This is a genomic window from Massilia sp. LXY-6 (assembly GCF_051233485.1).
In the GTDB taxonomy this organism is placed as follows: Bacteria; Pseudomonadota; Gammaproteobacteria; order Burkholderiales; family Burkholderiaceae_D; genus Telluria.
In genome coordinates this window covers 166,218-191,885 of the sequence record NZ_JBKFGF010000006.1, presented here as the reverse complement: position 1 = coordinate 191,885, position 25,668 = coordinate 166,218, and the positions used below count along the sequence as shown (strand labels likewise).

Sequence of the window (25,668 nt, the reverse complement as noted above, 5' to 3'; positions counted from 1 at the left end):
TGCGGGGACTCTGAATGAACCTCAAGGATGTTGTAGAAGGCTTCGCCGGCTTGACCGAGGCGAATCGCCCTATCCGTTTGCGGCTGTCGCAAGAACAGCGGGTACTCGAGGACGTCCTGCTGGTCAAGCGTGTCACCGGAAGCGAGGTCCTGTGTGGTGGCCTGGAGTACCGGCTTCTCTGCGTATCGACACGCACCAATCTCCCCTTGAAGGAATTCATCGCCCTGCCGGTCGAACTCCAGTTCGTGACGGACCGCGGTGAACTGCGCGCTGTGTGCGGCATCGTGGCACAGGCCGCCGCCGGCCAGAGCGACGGCGGCCTGGCGACCTATGAACTGGTGGTGCGCGATGCGCTGTCGCTGATGGCGTACCGCAGCAATACCCGCGTTTTCCGCAACCTGAATGAACTGGATATCACCCAGGTCGTCCTGGATGAGTGGCGCCGAAGCAATGCGGTGCTGGCCAAGGCCTTCGACGTCGACTGGTCCCATGTCACAGGAAACTATCCGGCGCGGGAATTCACGATGCAGCATAACGAGTCCGATGCCGATTTCTTGCGCCGTCTGTGGAAACGGCGCGGCATCGCCTGGTTCATGCGTCCCGGGCAAGCCAGCCGGACAAACAGCCGGGACATACCGGCCCATACCCTGGTGCTGTTCGACGACGCATTCACGCTAGCGCAAAATGCCGCCGGCACCGTTCGCTATCACCGGGATGACGGTACCGAGCAAAGCGACGCCATTTTCGCGTGGAGTCCGGTACGCATGCTCAAGCCTGGTACGGTTTCCCGCCAAAGCTGGGATTGTTTGCAGGCTCGTCCCATGGTGAGCAATGTACCGTCCCGCATCGACCAGGGGAGGACGGGCAAGCAGTTCGCAGCCAGTCTCGACGATTACCTGATCGACGTGCCGCATGCGGGCGAAGACGGAGACGATTACCGGGATCTTGGCGAATTGCGCATGCAGCGCCATGAGTACGAGTCCAAGTGTTTTTATGGCGAAGGCAGCGTGCGTTCTTTATGTGTCGGGCAGTGGATTGCCTTGAGTGGACATCCCGACATCGACACGCATCCCGAGAAGGAGCGGGAATTCATCGTGACCCGCCTGGACGTCGACGCAGAAAACAACCTGCCCAAGACGCTCAACGGCCGGGTACAACGCCTGTTTTCACTCAACCGATGGGATGACGAGCCGTTCGGCGGCACGCTGCGACAAGCCAGCGTGGAGCGCGGAATGCGCTATACGAACCGCTTTGCCTGCGTGCGGCGCGGCATTCCGATCGTGCCCGCTTTCGACCACCGTAGCGATTTGCCCCGTCCGCAATTGCAAAGCGCGATCGTGGTCGGCCCTCCCGGCGAAGAGGTGCACTGCGACCAGCATGGCCGGGTCAAGCTGCGCTTTCCCGGCACCAGGCCGGAAGACCACAGCCATGCGCAAGGCGCGGGCGCCAGCGACAGCGACCGGGACTCCGCCTGGGTACGGGTTGCCAGCACCTGGGCCAGCAGTCAATGGGGAACGATCACGCTGCCGCGTGTGGGCGATGAGGTCATTGTCGATTTCCTGGGCGGGGACCCGGACAAGCCGATCATCGTGGCCCGCGTCTACGGCCGCATGGCTCCGCCGCCCTCCTTCAACCATACCGGTACGCTGCCCGGCAACAAATACCTGGCCGGCATCAAGAGCAAGGAAGTGCAAGGGACGCGCTACAACCAACTGCGGCTGGACGACACGCCGGGGCAGATCAATGCGCAACTGTCTTCCGAGCATGGACATAGCGAACTGAATCTGGGATGGCTCACCCATCCCCGCAATGAGGGCAAAGGCGAGGCGCGCGGTGAAGGCGCCGAGCTGCGCAGCGACCTCGCCGTCGCAGTCCGCGGTGCGCAGGGCGTGCTGATCAGCGCCACGGCACGCCCGAAAGCCAGCGGCAAGCAACTGGATCGCTCCGAACTGATCGGTCTGGTCGAGGCGCTGCAGGGTGTGCAGCAGCAGTTGTCCGAACTGTCAGTAACACATCATGCGGACGATACCGACGACAAGGAACTCAAGCAGCTGATCGGCTACCTGAAGCAGTGGGAAGCCGGCAGCAATACGCAGAAGGACAGTACCGGCGCCGGCGGCCAGCCCGTGGTGGCCTTGTCCGCGCCTGGCGGCGTAGCGGTGACCAGCCAGGACAATATTGCGATCGGCGCGCAAACGCACGTCGACGTGGTCAGCATCGGGAACACGCAGCTGTCGGTCGGCAGGAAACTGCTGGCGCGCGGGTCGGAAAACATCAGCCTGTTCGCCCATCGGCTCGGCATCAAGCTGATCGCTGCGAGCGGCAAGCTCGAACTGCAGACGCACGCCGACGACATCGAGCTCACTTCCTCCAAACGCATCGTGCTCACTGCCACCGACGAAATCGTGCTGCAGGCGCCCAAAGTCCGCATCGTGGCGCAGGGTGCGCAAGTGGATATCGGCGGCGGCGCCATCACGCAGCAGAGCAGTGGCGAGCACACCATCAAGTCGTCGAAGTTTGCGCATGTCGGGCCGGGTGGCGGTAGTCCGGCTGCTGTGCCTTCGATGACCAGTGAAGCTGCCCACGATCAGCAGACTGTTCTGCGCTGGATCGGAACCGACGAACCGATGAAGAACCAGCGTTATCGCATCACGACTGAGGACGGGCGCACGTTCGAAGGACGGACCGATGCGGCTGGCTTGACCGAGCGTTTTACCAGTGCCATTCCTTTTGGGCGCTACAGCATCGAGGCGCTGGACGACTGATTTCACAGGAGGTATGTGATGACAACTGCCGAACATCCTTTACCCGCGCAACAGAACAACGGTGCCGCTCGCAAGGCGGAGGGCTTTGCGACACCGAAGCAGGACAAGAAGCCGCAATGCGCGCGCATGCTTCCGAAGCGCGTTTTGCCGATTATTTTTCTGCCGGGGATTATGGGGTCGAATTTGCGGATGAGTGCGGAGCGGCAGAAGGAGTTGAAGCAAAAGGATAATGTCGCATGGCGGCCTGATAATCTTGGCGTCACAAGTGTAAATAGCGCCGCCAAGGCCCTTCCACAACAGCGTCAACTAAAATTGGATCCGCTGCAAACGACTGTAGACATTTACGACCCTTCTGGCTTATCCGAGGTCAGCGGCGATGCACGGCACGGGAACGTCGAACTCGACAAGAACTTTCGATCTCCATTGCTGACGGACGATCTGCCAAAAACGAAGAATTCGCCTACTGCCGTACAAAAGGCGCGGGCGCGAGGCTGGGGCGAGGTTTTCTTCAAAAGCTACGGGGAGCTGTTGCAGCATCTCGAATCCTGCCTTAACAATACTTTTTCCGAAGGTAGGCTCCAGCACGAGTGGCGCGATGTCGTCGGCGTCGAGCCACGCTTCTGGGGCTCCGTCCCTGATTTGCCGCAGCTGCCACTGACGGTAGACGAGCTAAAGCAAGTTGCTAATGGTTGTTGGTTTGCCGTTTATGCGTTTGGTTATAACTGGCTCCAGTCCAACGGCGTAAGCGCCAAACAGATCGCCAAGCGGATCAACAAAGTCATTGATGATCTCAACCGGACCGGTTATGAGTGCCAGCAAGTGGTTGTCGTTACGCATTCAATGGGTGGATTGGTTGGGCGAGCGCTGGTTCACCCCAAGTATGGCAACTTGCAGGACAAGGTGCTTGGCATCGTGCATGGCGTGATGCCTGCTATCGGAGCCCCGGCGGCGTACAAGCGCATCAGAGCGGGATTCGAAGACCCAGGCATGATGAGCGGTCCGGAAGAGAGCCTTGCCGCTAAAGTAGCAGGTAATTATGGCGACGAAGTCACAGCGGTCCTAGCGAATGCTCCGGGAGCACTGGAATTATTGCCTACCGAATCTTATGGCAACAGGTGGCTACGTGTTACGCACAACGGGCAAGACCTCGACGCATGGCCAAAACAGGGCGATCCATATAGCGAAATCTATAAATTGCGGGGAAAGTGGTATTCGCTATTCCGGGAAGAATGGATTAACCCTTCTACATGGCCGCCCGAGGAAGGAGGTGGCACGTTCGAGAGGACCTGCGACTACCTTGATAGAGCTCGGATTTTTCATAGAAATATTGCGAGTACATATCATGCTAACAGCTATGCACATTACGGCGTCGACGCTGAACGACGCAGTTTCGGTGAAGTAACATGGGAAGTTAGTAAAAATTGTGCAGATCCTACTGGATGGCGAGACTGGCCAATCGTGAGTGACACGCGGCAAGGTAAGTTAGAACTTGTTCGTTGGGAGTTTAATAGTCCTAACAAAGAATTCGTTCCCCGCGTCGGCGCCGCAAGAAACAACTCAATTTACGCCACTATTCTTCCAGCTGCAGCCGCGGGCGACCAGACAGTACCAGCTAAGTCTGCCAACCACCAACTAGACAGTGGCAAATTCCAAGCCGTGTTCCGCCAGATCGGTTACGAACACCAGTCTAGCTATAAAGATTCCCGAGCCATTGCCTCGACCTTGTACAGCATTGTACGCATCGCTCAGAAAGCAACATGGAACTGCTGAGAGGAGCATCAGAAACATGGGATTCTTTCGACGCCTGTACCTTATTTCGCTTACCGCCGTGCTCCTAATAATGACCGCCTGCGATTACAATCGAAAAGAAGGGGAAACACTGAATATGATAGCACTTACGCCTCGCTTGCAAGTTGTGTTCGAGAAGACCAAAACGGTTTGTTTCGGGAGATTTCTGATTGACCTTCCTGAATCAGCAACAGTCGCGTGGGGGAATGCATCTATTCCACTTGGTGTGATAATTTATCCTAATGGCGCTGATCAAGTGCATCAGCTAGCAAAAAAATTCGCTGATGAACTAAAAGGTGAGAAGGCTATAAACCATAATGACGTCCCCTTACTGATATCAGAGGAAGATGTCGCTCAACCACAAGGAAAGATTATTACTGGGTACGAGGATTTTGATGCCGTTAACGGACTAAAAATTAATGGCTACTTCAAGTTAAACAATGATGGCGTGATCATCAGCTCACGCCCCCTTCAGGCTAACAAAAACAAAGCTATTGCAGGAATAAATAGTATAGCCCGTCGCCTGCGCCCACGTGGTGAAAATGAAATCCCATCGGAGCCTGGCAACTGCATTGAATATGCCTTTCTGGCTGAACAGCCAGATACGGATGCGTTACCGCCCATGGAACACATTCGTATCGGCTTCCGCCTTAAAGAATTTCCGGACACGCATCTTTCAATTCTACTCGGTCCATCCAATCCCCATCATTCAGAAGGCAATTCACTGGAGTGGCAGCTTGAACGGCTTGAGAAGGACTTGGCACAAGATCCTAACCAACCGCAGTTGAAGACCAAATACCTACGCAGAGGAACACGCCAAATCCACGACTGGGTTAACGGGTTCGAAGCCTTATCGCATACGCCAGAACAGGCGGAGGTACACGGGATTCATGATTTTGCAATGGATTTCAAAGGCGTACCGTCAGACCCATTGAAGCCATATGCGGACATCCGCATGCAAACCGGCGTCGCCAACAACGCCGCCGGCGCAACCAAACCCAGCCTGACCGACGAAGAAGCCATCGCAGTCTGGGACAAAATCACCAGCACGATCCGCGTGCGCCCGACCAGCGCCACACCGCTCAAAACCGCCGGGAGTGCGCCGAGACCGCAACTTCCTATTGGAGAGCTAGCCGCAACCGGACGCACTTGCCCGCAAACAGGTTGGTGGCAACCAGACGAACCGCAGAGCATTGAAGGCAGCCGGCGCCAACACTTCAAGACTGGCGAACGGATGCCCCACGTCGTCACGTTGGGGCCCCCCTCGCTATGGCAAAAACTCAAGGGTGAAAAGCCGTCGTACCGAACCGCGACGGTATGGAAGCTGGTCGCTTATGGCGATGCGCGCATCGCAGACACCGCGCGCAACGACAGCCCACCCAACGAAACGCCACCAGAGAAGAAGGGATAAGCCATGCGAAACGTCATCCGTCTAGGCGACCCCACCTCCCATGGTGGCAAGGTCGAAAGCGTCAGCGCAAATCACTTTACGGTCGGTGGCCTCGCGGTCGCCCGTGTCGGAGATCAATGCAGTTGTCCGATAAAGGGACATGACAAGTGCACGATTGCCGAAGGCGATCCGCACCACGTCATCGATGGCATCGCGGTTGCGCACGAAGGACACAGGACAACGTGTGGCGCTACCCTGATTCCCACAACAGGAGACTATGGCGGGCAATAGCACACGCCAAGTCAAGCGCAGCGATCATTCCTCGCCGTCGGCCGAGCCAGTCCCCAGCATCAACTGCGCCGCCTCGCTCGGCAAAGCCTCGACCGACTTGAGCTTGCGCGCCATCTGCCGGCTGCGCACCTCGGCATTCTCGATGTTCTTGGCTGCCCGCTCCAGCGTGGTCTTGGTGGCGGCCAGCACGTCGCCGAACTTGCCGAACTCGGTCTTCACCGCGCCCAGCACCTGCCACACTTCGGACGAGCGCTTTTCCAGCGCCAGCGTGCGGAAGCCCATCTGCAGGCTGTTGAGCAGCGCCGTCAGCGTCGACGGGCCGGCGATCGTCACGCGCAAGCTGCGCTGCAGGTCGTCCGCCAGGCCGGGACGGCGCATGACTTCGGCGTACAGGCCCTCGGTCGGCAGGAACAGGATCGCGAAGTCGGTGGTCTGCGGCGGCGAGACGTATTTTTCGCAGATCGTTTTCGCCTCGTTGCGCACCGCCCGTTCCAGTTCAGCCCCAAAACGCGCGACGCCATCGGCATCGGCCGAATCCGCCGCTTCGACCAGGCGCTCGTACTGCTCCTTCGGGAACTTGGCGTCGATCGGCAGCCACAGCGGCGGGCCGCCGTCGACCGTGCCCGGCAGCTTGATCGCGAACTCGACGCGCGCATTCGTGCCCGCCACGGTTTCGACATTCTTGGCGTACTGGTCGACCGTGAGGACTTGTTCGAGCAGCATCTCCAACTGCACTTCACCCCAGGTGCCGCGCGTCTTCACGTTGGTCAGCACGCGCTTCAGGTCGCCCACGCCAATGGCCAGTTGCTGCATTTCGCCCAGGCCCTGGTGCACGCGCTCGAGGCGGTCGGACACCTGGCGGAAGGATTCGGTCAGCCGCGTTTCCAGGGTCGCGTGCAGCTTCTCGTCGACGGTCTGGCGCATCTCTTCGAGGCGGCGCGCATTGTCGTTCTGCAGGTCGCGGATCTTGGATTCGAGCGTGCCGCGCACTTCCAGCATGCGCTGGGCGTTCGATTCGGTCAGCGTGGCGATCGCCGTGTTCATGCTGTCGGCGAAGCGTTTCAGTCCGCGCGCCTGCTCCTCGCGTCCGCCGGTGGCGTGCAGCTGGATCTGCTGGCGCATCGCTTCCAGCTGCTGCGCGGTGGCGGCCTGGTTCTGCGCCAGCTGGGCCGCCAGTTCCTGGCGCGTGGCCTGGGCGCTGGCCTGGGTTTCGTGGCGCAGTTCGCGCTCCAGGCGCTCGAAGGCGTGCGCGGAGCCGTCGGTGCGCCTGCTACGTGCGAACAGGGCGAACTGCAGCCCGAGCACGGCCAGCAGCCCGGCCACCAGAACGATGAACTCGATGGTCGACATATCAATGGGGTCTGTTGCGCATCCAGTCCGCGGTCTGGTAGAAGGCGCCCATCAGACGCAGGCGCAGCTCGTAGTCGTAGCCGAGGTCTTCCAGCGCCATCGCCATGCAGCGCAGCCACTGGTCGCGCTCGGTGGTGCCGATCGCGAACGGCATGTGGCGTGCGCGCAGCATTGGGTGGCCGTAGCGCTCGATGAACAGGTTCGGGCCGCCCAGCCAGCCGGACAGGAACATGAACAGCTTCTCGCGCGAGCTGTCGTTCGGTACCGGGTGCATGGCGTGGATGCCGGCGAAATCCGCCTCCAGCTGCATGATGTCGTAGAAGCGGTCGACCAGTTCGCGCAGGCGGGTTTCGCCGCCGATCAGTTCATACGCGCTGCGCTCGTCGGCGGCGTCCTGGTCCTGTTGGGTATTCTGAGATTCTTGCATCCGTCCATTTTATCTCAGGCCTCGCGCAGCGTCTGCAGCGGCGGCTGCCGCAACACATTGCGCAGTCCCAGCCAGCCGCCGATGAGTGCGCACGCGGCGCCGACCAGCAGCCCGGCCGCCCATACCTGCGGCTCGAAGTGCCAGGGGAACTTGAACTGGTATTCCGCCAATGCCCAGCCCAGTCCCGCCGCGCCGGTGGCTGCCAGCAGGCCGGACAAGCCTCCCACCAGCGCGAACTCGATGCGCTGCGCCGTCGCCAGCTGGCCGCGGGTGGCGCCCAGCGCGCGCAGCAGGCCGGCTTCGCGGGTGCGCTCGGCAGTCGATCCCATCAGGGCCGCGTACAGCACCAGCACACCGGAGGCCAGCGTGAACATGAACAGGAACTCGACCGCGGTCACGACCTGGTCCAGCACTTCCTGCAGCTGGCGGATGATGCCGCTGACGTCGATCACGGTCAGGTTCGGATACTGGCGCGTGAGCGCGTTGGCCAGCCCCACCCCGCGCGCCGGTACGTGGAAGGCCGTCATCCAGGTGGTGGGGGCGTCAACCATCGCGGCCGGGTTGATGATGACGAAGAAGTTGGCGCGCATCGAGCCCCATTCGAGCTTGCGCAGACTGGTAATCTTCGCGTCGACCAGCAGGCCGCCCATGTCGAAGCGCATCGTGTCGCCGAGCTTCAGGTGCAGCGTTTGCGCGATGCCCTGCTCGACCGAGGCTTCGGCGCTGCCCGCCGCATCGCGGTACCACTGGCCGGCCACGATGTCGTTCCCTTCCGGCAGGTCCTTCACGCTGGAGAGGTTGAATTCGCGGTCCGACAGCGCCTTCGCGCGCTCGCTGGTGTAGGTGCTGGCGGTGATCGCATTGCCGTTCACCGCCACCAGTCTCCCGCGGATCATCGGATACAGGGTCAGGTTGTCGACACCGGCGGCGCGGATCGTCTTTTCCACGCCGTCCTTCTGGTCGGGCTGGATGTTGATGATGAAGCGGTTCGGCGCATCGGCAGGCGTGGCCAGGCGCCAGGCGTCCATCAGGTCGCCGCGCACCACGGTCAGCACCAGCAGCGCCATCAGGCCCAGCGACAGCGAGACGATCTGCACCACGCTGGCGCCGGGGCGGCGCTGCAGCGAAGTGATGGCGAAGCGCCAGCCCTGGTTGCCGGAGACGCCGCGCAGGCTGCGCAAGCCCAGCAGGGCCAGCCAGCCGACCAGCGCGAACACGGCCAGGCCGCCAAGGAAGCCGCCGGCGGTCAGCAGCGCCAGCTTGAGGTCGCCGGCCTGCCACAGCAGCAGGCCGACGAACACCGCCGTGCCGAGGCCGTAGGTGGCGAGCGCCATCGGGCGCGGCGCCGCTTGCTCGCGGCGGATCACGCGGTTGTGCGGCACGTCGCGCAGTTGCAAGACAGGCGGCAGCGCGAAGCCGACCAGCAGCAGCAAGCCGGTGGCGACGCCCTGCAGCGCCGGCAACGCCGACACCGGCGGCAGCTCGGTCGGAATCAGGTTGCCGATCAGTGCAAGCAGCACGTAGTGCGCGCCGAAGCCGACCAGCACGCCCAGCACGCTGCCGAGCAGGCCGACCAGGGCGAACTCGATCAGGAACAGCAGGCCGACCTCGTTCTGGGTCATGCCGAGGCAGCGCAGCATCGCCACCGAATCCAGGTGACGCTGCATGAAGCGGCGTGCCGCCATCGCCACGGCCACCGCCGCCAGCATTGCCGACAGCAGGCCGACCAGGGCCAGGAAGCGTTCCGCACGGTCGAGGGTCGAGCGCATTTCGGGACGGCCGTTTTCCAGCGTCTCGATACGCACGCCTTTTACGTTCTCAAGCGCGATCCGTTCTCGTACCCAGCGCTCGAAGCCGGCCACCGCCGCCTGGTCGTTCGGCGAGCGCGCAGCCACCTGCATGCGGTAGGTGATGCGCGCATAGTTGTCGACCAGGCCGGTGGCCTTCAGGTCGGACAGCGCCAGCATCACGCGCGGCGCGAAATTCGCGAACGAGGCGCCGCGATCGGGTTCGGTGGCGATCAGGCGGGCGATCCTGAAGCGCTTGTCGCCGAGCTGGATCGTGCTGCCCACCTTCGCCTTCAAGGGCGGCAGCAGGTTGACGTCGACCCAGACCGTGCCCGGCGCCGGCGTCTCGCGGGTGGCGTCGCCCAGCGCTTCGCTGGCATCGATCGGGCTGGTGGTGACCTTCAGCTGGCCGCGCAGCGGATAGGTGGGCGAGACCGCCTTCACCGACGCCAGCACGGCCTGCGAGGCGTCGCCCTCGCCGGCCTGCGCCATGCTGGGGAAGGTGACGGTATCGGCCAGCAGCAGGCCGCGCCGCTGCGCTTCGATGCGCCAGTCCTGGCGCAGCGCCTGGTCGGCGTTGACCAGGAGGTCGGCGCCGAGCAGCTGGTGGGCGTCGCGGTTCAGGCCCGCGCGCATGCGGTCGACGAAGAAGCCGACGGCAGTGAGGGCCGACACCGCGACCACCAGGGCCACCAGCAGGAAGCGCAGCTCGCCGGCGCGCCAGTCGCGCGCGGTCATGCGCAGGGATTGCATCAGCATGCGAAAAACCGGTCGACTTCAGCCAGGTACGCGCGCTTCTGCTCCGGCTCCAGGAAGGCGGCGGCGAAGCTGTTGCGCGCGAGCTGGTGCGCGTGCGGGACGCCCAGCGGCAGTGCCTCGAACGCGGCCAGGTAATTGTCGTTGACGTAGCCGCCGAAGTAGGCCGGATCGTCGGAATTGACGGTGACGGCGAGGCCGGCGTCGAGCAGGCGGCGCAGGTTGTGCTCCCCCATCACGTCGAACACGCGCAGCTTGATGTTCGACAGCGGGCATACCGTCAGCGCCATCTGCTCGCGCACTAGGCGCTGCACCAGGTCGGGGTCGTCGAGGCAACGCACGCCGTGGTCGATGCGCTCCACGTTCAGCACGTCCAGCGCGCTCTCGATATACGCCGGCGGACCTTCCTCGCCCGCGTGCGCGACCAAGTGCAGGCCGAGGTTGCGGGCGCGCTCGAACACGCGCGCGAACTTTTCCGGCGGGTTCCCGACTTCGGACGAGTCCAGGCCCACGCCGATGAATTTATCGCGGAACGGAATCGCTTCCTCCAGCGTGGCGATCGCTTCTTCTTCCGACAGGTGGCGCAGGAAGCACAGGATCAGGGTGGCGTCTACCTTGCTGTCCTGGCAGGCGCGCCAGATGCCGTCGATCACGGTCTTGATGGAGACGCCGCGCGCGGTATGGGTCTGCGGATCGAAGAAGATTTCGGCGTGGCGCACATTGTCCGCCTGCGCCCTGGCCAGGTAGGCGGCGGTCATGTCGTAGAAATCCTGCTCGGTCAGCAGCACACTGGCGCCCGCGTAATAGATGTCGAGGAAGGATTGCAAATCAGTGAAGGCGTACGCTTGCCGCAACGCCTCCACGGTGGGGTAGGCTAGTGAAACGCCGTTTCTTTGCGCTAGCTCAAAAATCAGCTCCGGTTCCAGAGAGCCTTCAATATGGATGTGCAATTCTGCCTTCGGCATCGCCTGCAGGATGCGGCGCAGCTCTTCGTTCAGCATGAGGAATCTCCACGGTGGACCGGCGATTATCGCCTTCAGGGGAAAGTGTAGCGCATGCGCTTGCAAGGCTCATTTCACTCTGGAATTTTGTAGAAAGCCGGCACGATACACGTGCGCCACTGCTTAGCAAGTTAGTGCAAAATCCACTTACCTTTTGATAAACATGACGTCGTCCACCGGGGTCAAAAGCCCTGTCAACACAAGCTCGCCAATACCCGTTAACACGATGTCGGATCGAATCGGCAGGCTCGTCAAATCGGATCTTTTTTCTTTCTTTTCAGAAGCTTATGAGCAACGCAGTGCAACGCACGACACTGTTTTGACTTCGGGAACTAATAAGCACATAATAAATTTCATAAGCGTAAGAAGACGCTCTCAGCGGGCGCTAACAAACCGGCTGGATCGCCGGATGAGAACAAGAATATCGCCCTCCGTTTCCATGTCAGGTTTATATGACCTGACCTCTCGAACACAGACGGCGACCCCACGACAGCTTCATGCAAAAACCGGGGCTTGGACAGCCGTCTTTCATCGGCTGCCGCGACAGTGATCAGCGTTAGCACATTAGAGGACATTCACATGACCATTTTTGATAACTACGCAGCCCGCTATGAGCGTACTCGGGAAGAGGAATATTCCCTGTCGGAGTACCTGCAACTGTGCAAGAAGGATCCCCTGACTTACGCCAGCGCTCCCGAGCGCATGCTGGCCGCCATCGGCGAACCCACCCTGGTCGACACCCGCCTCGACCCGCGCCTGTCGCGCATCTTCGCCAACAAGGTCATCAAGATTTATCCCGCCTTCCGTGAGTTCTATGGCATGGAGGAAGTGATCGAGCAGGTCGTCTCGTATTTCCGCCACGCGGCCCAGGGCCTGGAAGAACGCAAACAGATCCTTTACCTGCTGGGCCCGGTGGGTGGCGGCAAGTCGTCGATCGCCGAAAAGCTCAAGCACCTGATGGAGCAGATCCCCTTCTACGCGATCAAGGGCTCGCCGGTGAACGAATCCCCGCTCGGCCTGTTCAATGAAGAGGAAGACGGCGCCATCCTCGAAGAGGACTACGGCATTCCGCGCCGCTACCTGCGCAACGTGCCGAGCCCGTGGGCGGTCAAGCGCCTGCACGAGTTCGGCGGCGACATCAACAAGTTCCGCGTGGTCAAGCGCTACCCGTCGATCCTCAAGCAGATCGCGATCGCCAAGACCGAGCCGGGCGACGAGAACAACCAGGACATTTCCTCGCTGGTCGGCAAGGTCGACATCCGCAAGCTCGAAGACTATTCCCAGGACGATCCGGACGCCTACAGCTACTCCGGCGGCCTGTGCCTGGCCAACCAGGGCCTGATGGAATTCGTCGAGATGTTCAAGGCCCCGATCAAGGTCCTGCACCCGCTGCTGACCGCGACCCAGGAAGGCAACTACAAGGGCACCGAGGGCTTCGGCGCGATTCCGTTCGAAGGCATCATCCTGGCGCACTCGAACGAGTCGGAGTGGAAGACCTTCCGCAACAACCGCAACAACGAGGCATTCCTCGACCGGATCTACATCGTCAAGGTGCCGTATTGCCTGCGCGTGTCCGACGAGATCAAGATCTACGACAAGCTGCTGCGCAATTCCTCGCTCGACAAGGCGCCCTGCGCGCCGGGCACGCTGCGCATGATGGCGCAGTTCGCGATCCTGTCGCGCCTGAAGGATCCGGAGAATTCCAGCATCTATTCGAAGATGCTGGTGTACGACGGCGAGAACCTGAAGGACACCGATCCGAAGGCCAAGTCGATGCACGAATACGTCGACTACGCCGGCGTGGACGAAGGCATGAACGGCCTGTCGACGCGTTTTGCCTTCAAGATCCTGTCGAAGGTCTTCAACTTCGATAACACCGAGGTCGCGGCCAACCCGGTCCACCTGCTGTACGTGCTCGAGCAGCAGATCGAGCGCGAGCAGTTCCCGGGCGAGACCGAGCAGCGCTACATGTCCTATATCAAGGAGCACCTGGCGCAGCGTTACGTCGACTTCATCGGCAAGGAGATCCAGACGGCCTACCTGGAAAGCTATTCCGAGTATGGCCAGAACATCTTCGACCGCTACGTGACCTTCGCCGACTTCTGGATCCAGGACCAGGAGTTCCGCGACCCGGATACCGGCGAGAGCTTCGACCGCGAATCGCTGAATGCCGAACTGGAGAAGATCGAGAAGCCGGCCGGCATCTCGAACCCGAAGGATTTCCGAAACGAAATCGTCAACTTCGCCCTGCGTGCGCGCGCGACGAATGGCGGCAAGAATCCTGCCTGGACGAGTTATGAAAAGTTCCGCACCGTGATCGAGAAGAAGATGTTCTCGAATACCGAGGAACTCCTGCCCGTCATCTCGTTCAACGCCAAGGCCAGCACGGAAGACGCCACCAAGCACGCCGACTTCGTCGCCCGCATGGTCGAGAAGGGTTACACGCCAAAACAGGTCAGGCTGTTGTGCGAATGGTACCTGAGGGTGCGCAAGTCCTCGTAAGAAGGCCATTGCCATACCAGGTGCGTGGTCGGGCGGGCCGCTTTTCTGGTCCGCCCGTAGGCTTTGTCCCACCAAAATCCGGGACGCCAACCACGTTGATGCGCGGCGCGTTAATATAGGGGCACGGGTGATACCCGGCCCGCCGCGAATTTGAGCAGGAGGCCTGTTTTGACTTACCTCATCGACCGACGCTTGCAGGGCAAGAACAAGTCTGCGGTCAACCGCGAACGCTTCTTGCGCCGCTATAAGGCGCAGATCAAGGATGCGGTCGGCCGGGCGATCAAGGGTCGCTCGATCACCGACATCGAAAATGGCGAAAAGGTTTCGATCCCCGTCAAGGACGTGGGCGAGCCGCACTTCGGACACGCCCATGGGGGTGTGTGGGAAGTCGTCAACCCCGGCAATACCGAATACCAGAAAGGCGACCAGATCAACCGCCCGCGCGGCGGTGGCGGGGGTAGCGGCCGTGGCCGTGCCGGCAACAGCGAACAGACCACCGAGGATGACTTCATCTTCGAGCTGAGCCGCGAAGAATTCATGAACTACTTCTTCGAGGACCTCGAGCTGCCGAACATGATCAAGACGCAGCTGACCCAGGTCGTCGAGTTCAAGAACCAGCGGGCCGGCTACAACATCTCCGGCACGCCGTCCAACATCCACGTGCTGCGCTCGCTGCGCGGCGCGCTCGGCCGCCGCATCGCCATCGGCGGCCCAAGCCGCAAGACCCTGGCCAAGCTCGAAGAAGAACTCGAGGAAATCCAGGCACTCGGCGCCCGGGACGACGATCCGCGCGTCGTCGAACTGAAGCGCAAGATCCACGCGCTGCACACGCGGCTGCTGGCGATTCCCTTCATCGATCCAATCGACCTTCGCTACAGCAACCGGATCAAGGTGCCGAAGCCGTCGACCTCGGCCGTGATGTTCTGCATCATGGACGTGTCCGGCTCGATGGACGAGAGCCGCAAGGACACCGCCAAGCGCTTCTTCATCCTGCTCTACCTGTTCCTCAAGCGCGTGTACGAGAAGATCGACGTGGTCTTCATCCGCCACCACACCGCCGCGGCCGAGGTCGACGAGAACGACTTCTTCCACTCGCGCGAATCGGGCGGCACCGTGGTGTCGTCGGCCTTGCACCTGCTGAACAAGGTCATTAGCGAACGCTACAGCAGCGGCGACTGGAACAGCTACGTGGCCCAGGCCTCGGACGGCGACAACTGGGACAACGACTCGGTCCTGTGCAGGCAGATCCTGACCAGCGCCATCATGCCCCGGGTCCAGTACTACACCTATGTCGAGATCACGGATGGCCCGCCGCAGAACCTGTGGGAGCAGTATTCCGAGGTGGCGGCCACGCATACGAACTTCGCGATGCAGAAGATCGTGACCCCGGCCGACATCTATCCGGTGTTCCGCGAATTGTTCAAGAAGCAGCCCAAGTAGACGAGGCCCGCTCATGCCAAGAGATCCGAAAAACCCGCGTGCCTTGCCCGACCAGTCGGAGTGGACCTTCGACCTGATCGAGCAGGCGCACGAGGAAATCCGCCGGGTGGCCAGGAAGTTCGGCCTGGACACCTACCCCAACCAGCTCGAAATCATCACCGCCGAGCAGATGATGGATGCCTATACCTCGGTGGGGATGCCGGTGTCGTACAACCACTGGTCGTTCGGCAAGCATTTCCTGACCACGGAAAAGAGCTACCGGCGCGGCCAGATGGGACTGGCCTACGAAATCGTGATCAACTCGAACCCCTGCATCGCCTACCTGATGGAGGAAAACAGCCTGACGATGCAGGCCCTGGTGATCGCCCACGCGGCTTATGGCCACAATTCCTTCTTCAAGGGGAATTACCTGTTCCGCACCTGGACCGATGCCGATGCCATCGTCGACTACATGGTATTTGCGAAGAACTACATCGCCGAGTGCGAGCAGCGGCACGGCATCGACGCCGTCGAGGAACTGCTCGATTCCTGCCATGCGATCCAGAATTACGGCGTGGACCGCTACAAGCGCCCGGCCAAGCTGTCGGTGGCCCAGGAAAAGAATCGCCAGAAAGAGCGCGAAGAATACGCACAGTCGCAGATCAACGAGATCTGGCGTACCCTGCCGCGCAGGGAAGAAACCCGGCACGACGCGCCGCCGCCGCGCTTCCCCGCCGAGCCCGAGGAAAACCTGCTCTACTTTATAGAGAAGTACGCTCCGCTGCTGGAACCTTGGCAGCGCGAGCTGGTGCGCATCACGCGCAAGATCTCGCAATACTTCTACCCGCAGCGCCAGACCCAGGTAATGAACGAGGGCTGGGCCACCTTCTGGCACTACACGATTTTGCAGGAACTATATAAAGAGGGGATCGTCGGCGACGGCTTCATGCTTGAGTTCCTGCAGAGCCATACGAATGTGGTCTACCAGCCGGCCGCGACCAGCCCTTATTACAATGGCATCAATCCCTACGCGCTCGGCTTCGCGATGATGACGGACATCCGGCGCATCTGCGAAGACCCGACCATTGAAGACCGTGCCTGGTTCCCGGACATCGCCGGCAGCGACTGGATCAAGACGCTCGATTTCGCGATGCGCAATTTCAAGGACGAGAGCTTCGTCGCCCAGTACCTGTCGCCCAAGCTGATCCGCGACTTCCACTTCTTCGCCGTGCTGGACGACGACCGCAGCGACAAGTTGACGATCTCGGCCATCCACGACGAAGCCGGCTACCGCTACGTGCGCCAGCAGTTGGCCGAGCAGTACAACCTGGGCAACCGCGAGCCGAACATCCAGGTCTGGCAGGTCAACACCCGGGACGACCGTGCGCTGACCCTGCGCCATACCCAGTTCCAGCGTCGCCCGCTGAACCAGCAGGCGCACGAAGTGCTCAAGCATGTGGCGCGCCTGTGGGGTTTCGATGTCCGGCTCGAAACCGTGGACCCATCCGGCCACGTGGTCAGCAGCCTCGAGTGCCGCCGCGAGAAGCGCGCCCGCTACTAATATATATAGAGTACTGTCTCGGTGCCGACAGGCCCGCCCGCTGGGCGGGCCTTTTTACTGTGTCAACACAAAGTTCCTTCCGCGTGGCTGCTGAGCCATATCAAAGAGGGGTGTGCACATAAGTGCCTCTTATGGCTTTTGCCCTTATCGCAGGCCTATAGCCGTTTCAACAGTACGCCCCCCGATAATGAATGTGGCTATAGTTTGCAGAAACGCCACGAATGCATCATATGATATTTGCCAAACGGCAAAATCGGCATGGAAAATTCGGTGGAAACGGCATATTTACCGCATCTTGTACACACTGGGAAAGGGTAAACGCCAAAATTATAAAAATCATAACTACATTCACCATCATGCACCTAACCTGGCCTCATTACTGATGAGCTTGTTTGCTTGGTTTTACAAGGACTTAGACACTCTTTGGAGGTATAAAAATGTATGTGCAAAAAAGAATTCGTAGGTATAATTCGCCGATGTCCCGGATGCGGCCCTGAGCTTTTTGTCGTATTTTGTGGGTTTGGTAGGAACAAAAAAGGTTGGTATTGGAGAAAGCAGGATGAATTTTTCGCATGAGAAGAACCCCGGGAAAAATATCACTGGTATCGCCATTGTCGTCGTCTTGCACCTGATCGTCGCCTACGGGATCGTTACCGGTCTCGGCAAGCGGATGGTCACCAAGATGGCCGAGGCAGTGGAGACCAAGATTGTCGAGGACGTGAAACCGCCGCCACCACCGGAAACGCCGCCCCCGCCCCCGCCCCCGGAAATGAAGGCCCCGCCGCCTCCGTTTATTCCGCCGGTCGAAGTGCAGGTGCAGACTCCGCCGCCGCAGCAGAACGTGATCGCCAATACGACGCAGGCGAAGCCGGCGACGACGGAAATCAATCGTGCGCCTCCGGCGCCCGCAGCTCCGCCGGCACCGCCTGCAGCGAAGGGCCCGAGCCGTACCGAAGCGGTTGCCGACTTCAATACCTGCGCGAAGCCGGAATATCCGAAATCGTCGCTGCGTAATGAAGAAACCGGTGTTTCCACCATTTCGTTCTTGATCGGCGTCGATGGTCGAGTGATGGATTCCAAGATCACGAAGTCGAGCGGCTTCCGTGACCTGGATAAGGCAGCTCAGGCAGCTCTGGGTAAATGCCACTTCAAGGCAGCAACGGAAAATGGCGCGCCCGTGCAAGCATGGCAGCCGGTGCAGTACGTCTGGACGCTTGAATAAGAGAGACGTCTTAACGTCTTAAGTTTTAAATTTCGTTGTCATTTGTTCAGCGAACTGTTCATTTTAAATTTTTGGAGGAAGCATGTTTAAGAATACCCGTTTGTCCGCTCTGCTGGCGGCTGTCCTGTTCTCGGTTACGGCAGCTTCGGCGCTGGTGTCCGCACCGGCCTTCGCCGACGCTCCGGCATCGGCAGCGGCAAGCGCCCCGGCGGCTGACGCAGCTGCACCTGCTGCTGCCCCGGCAGCCGACGCTGCAGCTCCGGCAGCAGCAGCTCCGGCCGCAGCTGGCGCGAAGCAAGAAGAAGTCGAGAACCCGTACGGCTTCAGTGCGGTGTGGGCTGGCGGCGTGGTGTCGCGCGGCACCCTAATCATCCTGGCCCTGATGTCGATGGGTTCGTGGTACATCATCATCACCAAGCTGCTGGACCAGATGAAGATCTTCAAGCAGTCGAAGGAAACCAACCAGAAATTCTGGAAAGCCCCGTCGATCGCTGCCGGCTCGGCTCAGCTGAGCAACGGCTCGCCGTTCCGCTTCATCGCTGAAACCGGCACCAAGGCAACCCAGCACCACGACGGCGCCCTGCTCGAGCAGATCGACCTGTCGACCTGGACCACCATGCAGATCCAGCGCGCCGTGGACAAAGTCCAGTCGCGTCTGCAGGACGGCCTGTCGTTCCTGGCAACCGTCGGCTCGACCGCACCGTTCATCGGTCTGTTCGGTACCGTCTGGGGTATCTACAACGCACTGATCGGCATCGGTATGTCCGGTAACGCGTCGATCGACAAGGTCGCAGGTCCGGTGGGTGAAGCACTGATCATGACCGCCTTCGGTCTGTTCGTCGCAGTCCCGGCCGTTCTGGGTTACAACTGGCTGGTTCGCCGTAACAAAACCGCGATGGAAGACGTCCGTTCCTTCAGCGCCGACGTGCACTCGGTCCTGATCTCGGGCGCCATGCACACCTCGGAAGCTGCGCGTGCCGCCGCTGGCGCTAAAAAGGTTGGTTAAACCATGTCGATGAGTGTCGGCTCCGATAGCGGAGATGAAGATACCGTGATGTCGGAGATCAACACGACGCCCCTCGTGGACATCATGTTGGTTCTCCTGATCATCTTTCTGATCACCAGCCCGGTGGTTCTCAAGCTGCAGAAGATCAACCTGCCGCTCGAGATCAACCAGGTTGCCAAGACCACGCCGGAAGACGTGAACATCGTCATCAACAAAGATGGTGAGATGTACTGGAACCAGAAGCGCCTGGCCAACACCGACGAACTGTTCGATTTCCTGAGCAAGGAATCGGTGAAAGTGCCGCAGCCGGAAGTAAAGATCCGTGGCGACCAGGCTACCCGCTACGAATTCATCGGCAAGGTGCTGTACACGGCCCAGCGTGCCGGGGTTCAGAAGGTCGGTTTCATCACCGAAATTCCTGACAGGGGCTAAACCTGATAAAGGCTCAAGCCTTCCGCTCGATGCCGGCAATGCCGGTATCGGGCGGACCCCCAAGATTTGAAAGGAAACACCATGTCTATGAACGTTGGTTCCTCCGGAGCTAAAGGAGCAGATCCGGAACCGATGATGGAAATGAACATGACGCCGCTGATCGACGTCATGCTGGTGCTGATCATCATGATGATCATCACCATTCCGAAGCAAAATCACTCGGTCAACTTGAACATGCCGGTTGGCAATCCGCCGCCGCCGACCAAGGAACCCGTAGTGATCACGATCGACGTGGACTTCGACGGTACTATCCTCTGGGATAACACCCCGATCCCCGATCGCGCCACCCTCGAAGCGAAGCTGGCCAGCGTGGCCGCCCAAGCTGATCAGCCGGAAGTGCACCTGCGTCCGAACAAGCTGGTCGAATACAAGGTTGTCGCTGGCGTGATGGCTGCGGCCCAGCGTCTGGGCGTGACCAAGATTGGTATGGTCGGTAACGAACAGTTCCAGTAATTAGCTTTGGCTATAATGAACACGGCAGGGATTCCCTGCCGTGTCTATTTTGAATGAAAGAATTCCGATAATGATCAAATTCCGCCTTGCACACCTCGGCCTTGCCCTGGCCGCACTCGGTTTCACCGCCGCCGTTCCGGTGGTTGGCCTGGCCCCTGCTTACGCCGCCGAGACCCTCCGTCCGGAAATCGGCAAGCCGCTGCAGGAAGCGCAGCAATTGATGAAGTCGGGCAAGAACAAGGAGGCCCTCGCCAAACTGCGCCAGCTCGACAGCGTCAGCGGCAAGTCGGCGAACGAAACCTACCTGATCGAACGCACCCGTGCCGGCGCTGCTTCGCAGGCAGGCGACTACGAGACCGCCGCCAAGGCTTTCGAATACCTGATCGGTTCGGGCAAGCTGTCCGCTGCGGAAAAGTCGCAGTTCTCGGAAGGCCTGATCGGCATCTACATGCGTGCGGGCGACCTGAGCAAGGCGAATGCCGCCATCGAGCGCCAGCTGAAAGAGCGCGACGATCCGAAACTGCGCGCCTACCTGATGCAGAACTACTACAAGCAGGGCAACGTCGCCGCGCTTGAAAACGAACTGCGCAACGCCGAGAAGCGCGGCCAGCTGAGCGAAGACCAGCTGGGCATGCTGGCCAACGTTCAACTGAAGAAGAACGACAAGGCGGGCTACGTCAACACCATCGAGAAACTGGCCGCCAACTATCCGAAGGCCCAGTACTGGACCGACCTGCTGAACCGCGTGCAGGGCAAGCCGGGCTTCTCCAGCCGCCTGGCAGTCGACGTCTGGCGTCTGAAGCTGGCCAACAACCTGATGAAGAAGCCGAGCGAATACATGGAAATGGCCCAGCTCGTGCTGCAGGCGAAGGCCCCGGCCGAAGCCATCAAGGTCATCGACAAGGGCTACAAGGCCGGCGCCCTGGGCACCGGTCCGGATGCCGCCCGCCACCAGCGCCTGAAGGACCTGGCCGAGAAGACCCTGGCCGAGCAGAACAAGAACCTGGCGGCCGACGAAGCCCAGATGACCAAGGACAAGGACAACGACGGACTGTTCGCTCTCGGTTACTCCCTGGTTCAGTCGGGCCAGAGCGACAAGGGTCTGAAGATGATGGATGCCGCCATCAAGGCCGGCGGTCTGAAGTATCCGGAAGACGCCAAGCTGCACCTGGGCGAAGCGTATGCCGTGGCCGGCAAGAAGCAGCAGGCCATCAGCACGCTGAAGTCGGTCGGCGGCAAGGAAGGCACTGCCGACCTGGCCCGTTACTTCATCATGGCGATCAACAAGCCGGCGGCCTGAGCCCCGGTTTTGTTCCCGCATCGCTGAAAAGCGCCGCCCTGCCCCGCAGGCGGCGCTTTTTTCTTTCCCCTGGTCATTCCGGTCATTGCGCTGTGCAACATGCGAGTTGCCGTATAATCTGGTATTTCGCCTCGGAGCACGAATCATCCAATGAAGGTATTTCGCGGACTTCCCAACGACAGGGCGCGCGCGCCTTGCGCACTCACGATCGGCAACTTCGACGGTGTCCACCGCGGGCACCAGGCGTTGTTGGCGCACGTGACCGCGGCCGCGCAGCACCTCGGGCTGGAGTCCGCCGTGATGACCTTCGAACCGCATCCGCGCGAATATTTCGCCCGCCGGGCAAACGACCTGTCGAAGGCTCCGGCCCGCATCGCCAACCTGCGCGACAAGTTGGAGTCGCTGTCGAACGCCGGCGTCGACCGCGTCATCGTCGAGCACTTCAACGAGCATTTCGCCTCGATGTCGCCGCGGGAATTCACGGAAAAAGTGCTGGTCGAGGGCCTGCACGTGAAATGGCTGATGGTCGGCGACGACTTCTGCTACGGTGCCCGGCGCGCCGGCAACGTCGCCCTGCTGGCCGAGGCCGGCAAGGAATACGGCTTCGAGGTCCACACCCTGCCGGCCGTGCTGCACGAATCGACCCGCATCTCTTCCTCGGCCGTGCGCGCGGCGCTGGCGGCCGGCGATTTCGATGCCACCCGCGCCCTGCTCGGCCATCCTTATTCGATGTCCGGCCACGTGATCCACGGCGCCAAGCTCGGCCGCACGCTCGGCTTTCCGACCCTGAACCTGCGCGTCGCCCACCGCCCGGCCCTGGCCGGCATCTTCGTGGTACAGGTGCACGGCCTGGCGGACCATCCGCTGCCGGCCGTCGCCAGCCTCGGCGTGCGTCCGACCGTCGAGGATGCGGGCCGCATGCTGCTCGAAGTCCACGTGTTCGACTGGAACCAGCCCTGCTACGGCAAACTGGTGCGCGTCGAATTCCTGGCCAAGCTGCGCGACGAGGAAAAGTACGTCGACCTGCCCACCCTCACCGCCGCGATCGACCGCGACGCCCAGCAGGCGCGGGCCTGGTTCGCCCAGCGCAGGGCTGCCCTCACCGCCACCGACCGAATTTGAACGTGATCGACCCGGCCATGCCGCCTGCCGCGGCTTCGGTCTCACTCACGCACAACAGCAGTCCACTTTAGAAAAATCCTATGTCCGATACGAAGAACGGCCCGAAAGGGGCTAAGCAAGGCGGCAACAAGCCCGACAGTAAATATCCGGTCAACATGACCGACACGACTTTCCCGATGCGCGGCGACCTCGCCAAGCGCGAGCCGGGCTGGGTCAAGCAATGGCAGGACAAGAAGATCTACGAGCGCGTGCGCAAGGCCGCCGCCGGCCGTCCGAAGTTCATCCTGCACGACGGTCCGCCGTACGCCAATGGCGACATCCACCTGGGCCACGCCGTCAACAAGATCCTGAAGGACATGGTCGTCAAATCGCGCACCATGGCCGGCTTCGACGCGCCCTACGTACCGGGCTGGGACTGCCACGGCATGCCGATCGAGATCCAGATCGAAAAACTGTACGGCAAGAACCTGCCGACCGCCGAGGTGCTGCAAAAGGCCCGCGCCTACGCGCTCGAGCAGATCGACCGCCAGCGCGCCGGCTTCATCCGCCTGGGCGTGCTGGGTGAATGGGACAATCCCTACATGACCATGGCCTACGGTAACGAGGCCGACGAACTGCGCGCCCTCGGCACCCTGCTCGAAAAGGGTTACGTGTACCGCGGCCTGAAGCCGGTGAACTGGTGCTTCGACTGCGGCTCGGCGCTGGCGGAGGCGGAAGTCGAATACCAGGACAAGCGCGATCCGGCGATCGACGTCGGCTTCCCGTTCGCGGAGCCGGAAAAGCTGGCTGCCGCATTCGGCCTCGACCAGCTGCCGGAAGGCGACGGCTTCATCGTGATCTGGACCACCACTCCGTGGACCATCCCGTCGAACCAGGCCCTGAACGTGCACCCGGAAGTGACGTACGCGCTGGTCAAGGCCGTCCGCAACGACAAACCTGTCCTGCTGATCGTGGCGAAAGACCTGGCCGAATCCGTCCTGGCGCGCTACAAGCTGGAAGGCGAGGTCGTCGCCACCACCAGCGGCGAACAGCTGGACGGGATCCGCTTCAAGCACCCGCTGCACAAGGCCGACCCGTTCTACGACCGCAGCTCCCCTGTCTACCTGGCCGACTACGTCACCACCGACAGCGGCACCGGCGTGGTCCACTCGGCCCCGGCCTACGGCCTGGAAGACTTCCAGTCCTGCAAGGCGCATGGCATGAAGGACGACGAGATCCTCAAACCCGTGATGGGCGACGGCCGCTTCGCCTCCACCCTGCCGCTGTTCGGCGGCATGACGATCTGGGAAGCCAGCAAACCGATCTGCGGCGCGCTGACCGAAGCGGGCGCCCTGTTCGAACTGAAGATGTTCGACCACAGCTATATGCACTGCTGGCGCCACAAGACCCCGATCGTCTACCGCGCCACCAGCCAGTGGTTCGCCGGCATGGACCTCACGCCGAAGGATGGCGGCCCGACCCTGCGCGAGACCGCGCTGGCCGGCATCGCCGATACCCGGTTCTTCCCGGACTGGGGCCAGGCGCGCCTGCACGGCATGATCGCCAACCGCCCGGACTGGACCCTGTCGCGCCAGCGCCAGTGGGGCGTGCCGATGGCCTTCTTCATCCACAAGGAGACCGGCGTACTGCACCCGCGCACCCCGGAGCTGCTGGAGCAGGTGGCCAAGCTGATCGAAGCGAACGGCATCGACGCCTGGCACCAGCTCGACCCGCGCGAACTGCTGGGTAACGACGCCGACATCTACGAAAAGAACCGCGACACGCTGGACGTCTGGTTCGACTCCGGCTCGACCCACCAGACCGTGCTGCGCGGCTCGCACAAGGAACAGTCGGCATTCCCGGCCGACCTCTACCTGGAAGGCTCGGACCAGCACCGCGGCTGGTTCCACTCTTCGCTGCTGACCTCGTCCATGCTGAACGGCCGCCCGCCCTACAAGGCGCTGCTGACCCACGGCTTCACGGTCGACGAGAACGGCAAGAAGATGTCGAAGTCGCTGGGTAACACGATGGCGCCGCAGAAGATCTCCGATACCCTCGGTGCCGACATCCTGCGCCTGTGGGTCGCCTCGACCGACTACACCGGCGAGCTGTCGATCGGCGAAGAGATCCTCAAGCGCGTGACGGAATCCTACCGCCGCATCCGCAACACCCTGCGCTTCCTGCTGGCGAACACCTCGGATTTCGATCCGGTCAAGAACGCCGTGCCGGTGTCCGAGATGCTCGAGATCGACCGCTACGCGCTGGCCGAGACCGCGCGCCTGCAGCTCGATGTCGCCGCCCACTTCGAGCGCTACGAGTTCCACCCGGTGGTCGCACGCCTGCAGAACTTCTGCTCGGAGGACCTGGGCGGCTTCTACCTCGACATCCTGAAGGACCGCCTGTACACCACCGGGGTCGATTCCCTGGCCCGCCGCTCGGCCCAGACCGCGCTGTGGCACATCGCGCACGCGCTGCTGCGCATCATGGCGCCGATCCTGTCCTTCACCGCCGAGGAAGCCTGGGCCGTGTTCGCGGGCGAGCAGGCCTACCGCGATTCGGACGAGACGATCTTCACGCAGACCCTGTGGAACTTCCCGGACGTCGCCGACGGCGCCGCCCTGCTGGACAAGTACGCCCTGCTGCGCGCCGTGCGTGCCGACGTCACCAAGCAGCTGGAAGAAGTGCGTGCCTCGGGCGCGATCGGCTCCTCGCTGCAGGCGGAACTGGCCTTGAGGGCCGCCGGCGACAAGTACGATGCCCTGGCCAGCCTGGACGACGACCTGAAGTTCGTCTTCATCACCTCGCAGGCGGCCGTCGAGAAGGTCGAGGACGCGGCCCAGGAAGCGGTGGCGGTGACCCCGTCGACGGCGGATAAGTGCGAGCGCTGCTGGCACTACCGCCGCGACGTCGGCCATGACGCGGCCCACCCGGGCCTGTGCGCCCGCTGCACGAGCAACCTGTTCGGCAGCGGAGAACAGCGCCGCTTCGCGTAAGCGCAGGTTGGCGCCCGCCTTCGGCCGCTTGCGGCGGAGGCGGGCGTGTTCCACCTTCCCTTCC

18 protein-coding genes are annotated in these 25,668 nt (G+C 61.5%); 14 read left to right on the top strand and 4 right to left on the bottom strand.

What is annotated here, in order from left to right; translation table 11 throughout:
- The first annotated feature begins 14 nt into the window (after nt 1-14).
- From ACI48D_RS03875 to ACI48D_RS03860, 4 genes are read left to right on the top strand one after another with little or no spacing between them, the layout of a single operon-like run.
- Complete coding sequence (locus tag ACI48D_RS03875; RefSeq protein ID WP_435569885.1) at nt 15-2,765, top strand: type VI secretion system Vgr family protein; 2,751 nt, start codon at nt 15-17, stop codon at nt 2,763-2,765.
- Between the two features lie 18 nt (nt 2,766-2,783).
- Complete coding sequence (locus ACI48D_RS03870) at nt 2,784-4,535, top strand: esterase/lipase family protein (RefSeq protein WP_435569884.1); 1,752 nt, start codon at nt 2,784-2,786, stop codon at nt 4,533-4,535.
- A 16-nt stretch (nt 4,536-4,551) separates the two neighbouring features.
- On the top strand, nt 4,552-5,964 hold the full coding sequence (locus ACI48D_RS03865) for a T6SS immunity protein Tli4 family protein (protein ID WP_435569883.1): 1,413 nt from the start codon (nt 4,552-4,554) through the stop codon (nt 5,962-5,964).
- Between the two features lie 3 nt (nt 5,965-5,967).
- Nucleotides 5,968-6,234 carry a PAAR domain-containing protein gene (locus ACI48D_RS03860; RefSeq protein WP_435569882.1) on the top strand — a complete coding sequence of 89 codons (267 nt, stop codon included), beginning with the start codon at nt 5,968-5,970 and terminating at the stop codon, nt 6,232-6,234.
- Between the two features lie 24 nt (nt 6,235-6,258).
- Here the strand turns inward: ACI48D_RS03860 and ACI48D_RS03855 are convergent, their stop codons facing one another.
- Genes ACI48D_RS03855 through ACI48D_RS03840 form a run of 4 tightly spaced genes read right to left on the bottom strand, consistent with a single transcriptional unit; the run spans nt 6,259 to nt 11,555 of the window.
- Entirely contained in the window at nt 6,259-7,584 is a 1,326-nt protein-coding gene (locus tag ACI48D_RS03855; protein ID WP_435569881.1) for a DNA recombination protein RmuC, read from the bottom strand.
- Between the two features lies 1 nt (nt 7,585).
- The gene (locus ACI48D_RS03850; protein ID WP_435569880.1) at nt 7,586-8,011 is read right to left on the bottom strand and encodes a group II truncated hemoglobin; all 426 of its coding nucleotides are present in this window, start codon (nt 8,009-8,011) and stop codon (nt 7,586-7,588) included.
- Nucleotides 8,012-8,025: 14 nt separating this feature from the next.
- A complete protein-coding gene (locus ACI48D_RS03845) occupies nt 8,026-10,557 on the bottom strand; it encodes an ABC transporter permease (protein WP_435569879.1) in 2,532 nt (843 codons plus the stop codon).
- Complete coding sequence (locus tag ACI48D_RS03840) at nt 10,551-11,555, bottom strand: adenosine deaminase (protein ID WP_435569878.1); 1,005 nt, start codon at nt 11,553-11,555, stop codon at nt 10,551-10,553. The genes ACI48D_RS03845 and ACI48D_RS03840 overlap by 7 nt, the downstream gene beginning before the upstream one ends.
- A 579-nt stretch (nt 11,556-12,134) precedes the next feature.
- Between ACI48D_RS03840 and ACI48D_RS03835 the strand changes: the two genes are divergently transcribed.
- The 10 genes from ACI48D_RS03835 (at nt 12,135) to ileS (ending at nt 25,604) form a co-directional block, all read left to right on the top strand.
- Complete coding sequence (locus ACI48D_RS03835) at nt 12,135-14,057, top strand: PrkA family serine protein kinase (protein ID WP_435569877.1); 1,923 nt, start codon at nt 12,135-12,137, stop codon at nt 14,055-14,057.
- Between the two features lie 168 nt (nt 14,058-14,225).
- Nucleotides 14,226-15,497, top strand: a complete 1,272-nt coding sequence (locus ACI48D_RS03830) for a YeaH/YhbH family protein (RefSeq protein WP_435569876.1) — start codon at nt 14,226-14,228, stop codon at nt 15,495-15,497.
- Between the two features lie 13 nt (nt 15,498-15,510).
- Complete coding sequence (locus ACI48D_RS03825) at nt 15,511-17,037, top strand: SpoVR family protein (RefSeq protein ID WP_435569875.1); 1,527 nt, start codon at nt 15,511-15,513, stop codon at nt 17,035-17,037.
- A 559-nt stretch (nt 17,038-17,596) separates the two neighbouring features.
- Complete coding sequence (locus ACI48D_RS03820; RefSeq protein ID WP_435569874.1) at nt 17,597-18,259, top strand: energy transducer TonB; 663 nt, start codon at nt 17,597-17,599, stop codon at nt 18,257-18,259.
- A gap of 82 nt (nt 18,260-18,341) precedes the next feature.
- Nucleotides 18,342-19,265, top strand: coding sequence for a MotA/TolQ/ExbB proton channel family protein (locus ACI48D_RS03815; protein ID WP_435569873.1), 924 nt, complete (start codon nt 18,342-18,344; stop codon nt 19,263-19,265).
- Nucleotides 19,266-19,268: 3 nt separating this feature from the next.
- Nucleotides 19,269-19,697, top strand: coding sequence for an ExbD/TolR family protein (locus ACI48D_RS03810; RefSeq protein WP_435569872.1), 429 nt, complete (start codon nt 19,269-19,271; stop codon nt 19,695-19,697).
- 81 nt (nt 19,698-19,778) lie between these two features.
- On the top strand, nt 19,779-20,210 hold the full coding sequence (locus ACI48D_RS03805) for an ExbD/TolR family protein (protein ID WP_435569871.1): 432 nt from the start codon (nt 19,779-19,781) through the stop codon (nt 20,208-20,210).
- Between the two features lie 70 nt (nt 20,211-20,280).
- On the top strand, nt 20,281-21,510 hold the full coding sequence (locus ACI48D_RS03800; protein WP_435569870.1) for a tetratricopeptide repeat protein: 1,230 nt from the start codon (nt 20,281-20,283) through the stop codon (nt 21,508-21,510).
- Nucleotides 21,511-21,660: 150 nt separating this feature from the next.
- The gene (locus tag ACI48D_RS03795; protein ID WP_435569869.1) at nt 21,661-22,632 is read left to right on the top strand and encodes a bifunctional riboflavin kinase/FAD synthetase; all 972 of its coding nucleotides are present in this window, start codon (nt 21,661-21,663) and stop codon (nt 22,630-22,632) included.
- An 80-nt stretch (nt 22,633-22,712) separates the two neighbouring features.
- Complete coding sequence (gene ileS / locus ACI48D_RS03790) at nt 22,713-25,604, top strand: isoleucine--tRNA ligase (protein WP_435569868.1); 2,892 nt, start codon at nt 22,713-22,715, stop codon at nt 25,602-25,604.
- Nucleotides 25,605-25,668 lie beyond the last annotated feature (64 nt).